Source organism: Curtobacterium sp. UCD-KPL2560 (assembly GCF_001705035.1).
In the GTDB taxonomy this organism is placed as follows: domain Bacteria; phylum Actinomycetota; class Actinomycetes; order Actinomycetales; family Microbacteriaceae; genus Curtobacterium.
In genome coordinates this window covers 1-5,309 of record NZ_MCIG01000120.1, presented here as the reverse complement: position 1 = coordinate 5,309, position 5,309 = coordinate 1, and the positions used below count along the sequence as shown (strand labels likewise).

Here is a 5,309-nt window from a genome sequence, read left to right as displayed (position 1 = left end):
CTCCCTCCCCCCACCGAACCCCTCCCGATCCAGGCCGAACGGCCGCCGTGGCGCCACACCCTCATCGCGCTCTCCGTCCCGAACTTCCGCCTGTTCACGGCGACGAACCTCGTGGCGATGACCGCGGGGTGGATGCAGCGCATCGCGCAGGACTGGCTCGTGCTCCAGCTCACCGGGTCGGTCGCGCAGGTCGGCATCACGGTCGCGTGCCAGTTCGCGCCGATGCTGTTCTTCGGGCTCTGGGGCGGCGTGCTCGTCGACCGGTTCTCGAAGCGCGCGCTGATGATGATCACGCAGGGGGCGTTCGCGGCGCTGTCCGCCCTGCTCGCCGTGCTCACCCTGACCGGGGTGGTGGAGGCGTGGCACATCTGGGTGATCGCGTTCCTCGTCGGCATGGTGACCGTGATCGACAACCCCGCGCGCCAGGTGTTCGTCACCGAGATCGTGGGGCATCAGCACCTCCGCAACGCCATCAGCGTCAACTCGAGCGTGTTCCAGCTCGGCGGCATGATCGGGCCGGCGCTCTCCGGGGCCCTGCTCGTCGCGGTCGGGGCCGGGTGGTCGTTCGGCGTCAACGCGATCGCGTGCGTCGCCGTGGTGGTGACGCTCGGGTTCCTGCGGGTGTCCGAACTGCACCGGACACCGCCGGCTCCCCGCACGAAGGGACAGCTCGTCGAGGGGCTCCGCTACGCCGTGCGGAAGCCGACCATCCTGGTGCCCGTCGTCCTCATGGTGTTCTTCTCGGTGTTCGCCCTGACCATGCCCGTGCTGCTGTCGGCGTTCGCATCGAAGGTCTACGACGTCGGCGCCGCGGGCTACGGCGCGTTCAACTCGGCCGTCGCGGTCGGTGCCCTGGTCGGTGCGCTGCTGTCGACCCGTCGAGCGGTGGTGCGGCTCCGCACGATCGTCGGCGGCGTGTTCTGGACCGGGGTCCTGCTCGTGGTGTCCGGCTCGATCCCGGTGATCGCGCCGTTCACGGTCGCGCTCGTCGCGGTCGGGATGTCGCAGCTGCTGTTCATGACCGCCTCGAACTCGCTCGTGCAGCTGTCCTCGAACGTGGCGATCCGCGGCCGAGTGATGTCGCTGTACGTCCTCGTGCTGCTCGGCGGGCAGGCGATCGGCGGCCCGCTGATGGGACAGGTCGTGGACCACTTCGGCGCCCACGTCGGCATGGTCGTCGCCGGCGGGGTCCCGGCAGCGGCGGCGGTCGTCGTGGGGCTCGTCCTCGCCCGGCGGGGCGGTCTGCACCTCGCCGTGCGGATGCGCCACCACCTGCCGATGCCCGCGATCGTCGGGCAGCGGTAGGGCGGCGCGCGGTCGCGGCGGGCGGCGCGGCGCCGCAGGCGCGCGATCGCCGCGCGCGGTCGCGCTGGCCGGGGCGGGCGCACAACGGGAAGCACGTCGCGCCACGGAATCACGTGGCGCGACGTGCTTTGCGTTGTGCGGGAGCAGCMCGCACCACACGGCGGACGGGAGGCCCGTGGCCGGGCCGCCACGGGCCTCCCGGCGGACGCGGGACGGACCGACCGTCCGCGCGAGCGGGCGCGGCGCAGCCGCCGTGCGCGCGGCGCACAACCGGAGGCGCGTCGCACCACGGGATCACGTGGCGCGACGTGCTTTGCGTTGTGCGGGAGCAGCCCGCACCACGCGACGGACGGGAGGCGCGCGGCCGGGCCGCCACGGGCCTCCCGGCGGACGCGGGGCGGACCGACCGGCCGCGCGAGCGGGCGCGGCGCAGCCGCCGTGCGCGCSGCGCACAACCGCGGGCACGTCGCACCACGGGATCACGTGGCGCGACGTGCCTCCCGTTGTGCGGGAGCAGCACGCACCACACGACGGACGGGAGGCGCGAGGCCGGGCCGCCACGAGCCTCCCGGCCGACACGGGGCGGCCCGACCACGAAGAGCACGCCGCACCACGCTGATGCGTGGTGCGGCGTGCTCTCGACTGTGCGCGGGCGCTGCGCGCCGCGGTCTCCCGCGGCGCGCCGTGCCTCAGTACGCGACGCCGAAGCGGGCGCGGTGGTGCGCCGGGCGCTCGACCTCGTCGACGATCGCGATGGCGTAGTCCTCGCCGGAGATGTCCGAGTTGCCGTCGGCGTCGGTGAGCAGCAGGTCGTCCGTGGTGCGGTAGGTGCCCTTCCGCTCGCCGGGGTTCCAGCTGCCGAACGCCGCCGCCGGGCTCACGTAGAACCAGTCGACGTCGCCCGTGTAGGCGCCCGACCGCAGCCCCTCGAGGATCTTGCCGTGGCTCTTCGCCTCCGGCTTGACCTCGTCCGGGAACTCGGCGGTGTCGACCAGCGCCGGGCCACCCTCCGCGACGAGCAGCGATCCGGCGCCGCCGACGATGCCGAGGCGTGCGCCGGCAGCCGCGGCCGCGTCGACGAAGTGCTGGAACTTGTCCTTGAGCTCGCTGCCGTCGGCCTGGACCGCCTGCAGCGAGACGATGACGACGTCGGCGCCCTTCGTCACGTCCGCGACGAAGTCGGCGTCGAAGGCGTCGCCCTGCGCGAGGGTCAGGCCCTCGGCGGCGTCGAGCTTCGAGGTGTCGCGCGCGACGGCGGTGACGGCGATCCCGCGGGACAGGGCCTCGCGGACGATGGCGGAGCCGGCGTAGCCGGTGCCGCCGAAGACGACGATGTTGGTCATGAGTGTCCTTCCGTGACTGGTGATCCCGACCGTACTCGCGTTACTCTCTTCTGGGAAGTAGGCACCTGATGGTGCGTAACGGAGGATGCGATGTCAGCGCTCGAGTACAGCCCCTACGCCGCGGACTGCCCGTCGCGGCAGCTCCTCGACCGGATCGGCGACCGGTGGAGCGTGCTCACGATCGGGTCCCTCGTGGACGGTCCCCAGCGGTACTCCACGCTCGCGGCGCGGGTGCAGGGCGTGTCGCAGAAGATGCTGACGCAGACCCTCCGTGCGCTCGAGCGGGACGGCCTCGTCACCCGGACGGTGTTCCCCGAGATCCCACCGCGGGTGGAGTACGAGCTCACCGAACGCGGCCGTTCCCTCCGCACGGTGCTCGCGCCGCTCGAGGACTGGGCGACCGACCACATGGCCGACGTGCAGGAGTCACGCGACGAGTACGACGCGCGCACCCCGCGCTGAACGGCACCGGCCGCGCACCGCACGGAACGGCGCGCGACACGCCGCGCACCGGCGCACCGGCGCACCGGCGCACCGGCACACCGCGCTGAACGCCACCGGGAAGACCCCGCACCCCGCGGTGGTTGCCTGGACACATGCGATCCATCGTCTACACGAAGCCCGGTGACAGCAGCGTCCTCGACCTGGTCGACCGCGAGGTCCCCCAGCCCGGCCCCGGCGAGGTCCGCGTCCGCGTCGTCGTCTCCGGCGTCAACCCCACCGACTGGAAGGCCCGCGCCGGCGGCACGTACGGCGACGGCCTGCCCTTCCCCGAGATCACCCCGAACCAGGACGGCGCCGGCGTGGTCGACGCCGTGGGCGAGGGCGTCGAGGACCTCGCCGAGGGCGACCGCGTCTGGCTGTACATGGCCGCCGCGAGCCGCCCGACCGGCACCGCGCAGGAGTACACGGTCGTCCCCGCCGCACGGGCCGTCCGGCTGCCCGAGGGCACGAGCTTCGACGTCGGCGCCTCGCTCGGCGTCCCCGCGATGACCGCGCACCGCGCCCTCACCACGCACGAGCACGGCCCCTCGCGGCTGTCCCCCGGTGCGCTCGCGGGCCGCACGGTCCTCGTCGCCGGTGGCGCCGGAGCCGTCGGGCACGCCGCCGTGCAGCTCGCACGCTGGGCCGGGGCGACCGTCGTCACGACGATCAGCTCCGACGCCAAGGCCGCCCTCGCGACCGCCGCCGGCGCCCACCACACGGTGAACTACCGCGACGAGGACGCCGCCGCCCGCATCCGCGAGATCGCCCCCGACGGCGTCGACATCGTCGTCGAGGTGTCCATCCCGCAGAACGCCGACCTGGTCGCGGACGTCCTGGCGAACCACGGCGTCGTCTCGATCTACGCGAACAACGGCGGCGACCACGCGACCCTGCCGATCCGTCCGAACATGAGCGTGAACGCCCGCTACCAGTTCCTGCTGCTCTACACGATCGGCGACGACGCGCTGACGGCAGCCGCCGAGGACGTCACCGCGGCCCTCCGCGACGGTGTGCTCCCCGTCGGCGAGGACGCCGGCCTGCCGCTCGTGCGCTTCGCGCTCGAGGACACCGCCGCCGCCCACGACGCGGTCGAGGGCGACGCGGTCGGCAAGGTCCTCATCGACGTCGCGTCGGACTGACCCCGCACCTCTCGCGAGACGGGGTCGGTCCGCGCCGGACCGGCGGTGACGGGTCGGCCGAGCCGACACCGGACGGACGGGAGGATCGTGGCGGGCCCGCCACGATCCTCCCGTCCGTCCTTCCCCCACCTGGTAAGCAGGTCGCATGAGCGAACTCGCCACCCCAGCCCCCGGTACCCGCGCACTCGTCCTGGGCGGTGGCGGCGTCGCCGGCATCGCGTGGGAGGTCGGGGTCCTGTCCGCGCTGCAGGAGGCCGGGGTCGACCTCGACGCGGCGGACCTGGTGGTCGGGTCGAGCGCCGGCAGTGTCGTCGGGACGTTCGTCCGGTACGGCGCGGTCGCGCCCGCGTACGAGCAGCTGCACGCGCCGGTGCCCTCCACCTACGAGGAGCCGGCGCCGATCGCGGGCGAGGACTTCCAGGAGCGCCTCGCGCAGGTGCTGGCCGGCTCGACCTCGGAGCAGGACGCCCGCGCCCGGCTCGGCGCCGTCGCGCAGCAGGTCGTCACCGGGCAGACCGACGAGGAGCGCATCGCGACCTTCGCCGAGACCCTGCCCGGGACCGAGTGGCCGGAGAAGCCGCTCGGGGTCACGACGATCGACGCCACCGACGGCACGTTCAAGGTGCTCACCGCAACGACCGGCGTGCCCCTGACGCGTGCCGTGGCGGCGAGCTGCTCGGTGCCGTTCGTGTGGTCGCCCGTGCACATCGACGGGGTGCCGCACATCGACGGCGGGCTCCGCTCGGCCACGAACGCCGACGTCGCCGCCGGGCACGAGCGCGTGCTCGTCGTGGCGTGCGGACCCGAGGGCGCATCGCCGCTCGGACCGTGGCTCGACGTCGCGGTCGAGTCCCTGCGCGCGGGCGGCAGCTCGGTCGAGGTGATCGTCGCGGACAGTGCGTCGCAGCACGCGTTCGGCGCGAACTCGTTGTCGCTGTCGACCCAGGCACCGGCGTCCGTCGAGGGGCGGCGGCAGGGGGCGGCGGTCGCGGAGGCGATCGCGGCGTTCTGGGCCTGAGCTACGGGCGGGGGTAGC

General features: G+C 73.9%; 5 protein-coding genes. 4 read left to right on the top strand and 1 reads right to left on the bottom strand.

The genetic code is table 11. The features are described 5' to 3' along the window. On the top strand, positions 1-1,305 hold a 1,305-nt coding region (locus BEP24_RS15750), incomplete at its 5' end, for an MFS transporter (RefSeq protein ID WP_065965041.1). A gap of 689 nt (positions 1,306-1,994) precedes the next feature. Here BEP24_RS15750 and BEP24_RS15745 read toward each other — a convergent pair. Next, positions 1,995-2,648, bottom strand: coding sequence for an NAD(P)H-binding protein (locus tag BEP24_RS15745; protein ID WP_065965039.1), 654 nt, complete (start codon positions 2,646-2,648; stop codon positions 1,995-1,997). Between the two features lie 90 nt (positions 2,649-2,738). Here BEP24_RS15745 and BEP24_RS15740 point away from each other — a divergent pair, with 90 nt between their 5' ends. The 3 genes from BEP24_RS15740 (at position 2,739) to BEP24_RS15730 (ending at position 5,291) form a co-directional block, all read left to right on the top strand. Further along, the gene (locus tag BEP24_RS15740) at positions 2,739-3,110 is read left to right on the top strand and encodes a helix-turn-helix domain-containing protein (protein ID WP_065965037.1); all 372 of its coding nucleotides are present in this window, start codon (positions 2,739-2,741) and stop codon (positions 3,108-3,110) included. Positions 3,111-3,244: 134 nt separating this feature from the next. Continuing rightward, positions 3,245-4,273 carry an NADPH:quinone reductase gene (locus BEP24_RS15735; RefSeq protein ID WP_065965032.1) on the top strand — a complete coding sequence of 343 codons (1,029 nt, stop codon included), beginning with the start codon at positions 3,245-3,247 and terminating at the stop codon, positions 4,271-4,273. Between the two features lie 145 nt (positions 4,274-4,418). Then, positions 4,419-5,291 (top strand): patatin-like phospholipase family protein, encoded by an 873-nt coding sequence (locus BEP24_RS15730; RefSeq protein ID WP_065965030.1) that lies wholly within the window; start codon positions 4,419-4,421, stop codon positions 5,289-5,291. Positions 5,292-5,309: the final 18 nt, after the last annotated feature.

Bases quoted from the DNA above. Each gene is read 5' to 3' on its own strand.
- BEP24_RS15745 (WP_065965039.1), bottom strand. From the start codon at position 2,648: ATGACCAACATCGTCGTCTTCGGCGGCACCGGCTACGCCGGCTCCGCC.
- BEP24_RS15740 (WP_065965037.1), top strand. From the start codon at position 2,739: ATGTCAGCGCTCGAGTACAGCCCCTACGCCGCGGACTGCCCGTCGCGG.
- BEP24_RS15735 (WP_065965032.1), top strand. From the start codon at position 3,245: ATGCGATCCATCGTCTACACGAAGCCCGGTGACAGCAGCGTCCTCGAC.
- BEP24_RS15730 (WP_065965030.1), top strand. From the start codon at position 4,419: ATGAGCGAACTCGCCACCCCAGCCCCCGGTACCCGCGCACTCGTCCTG.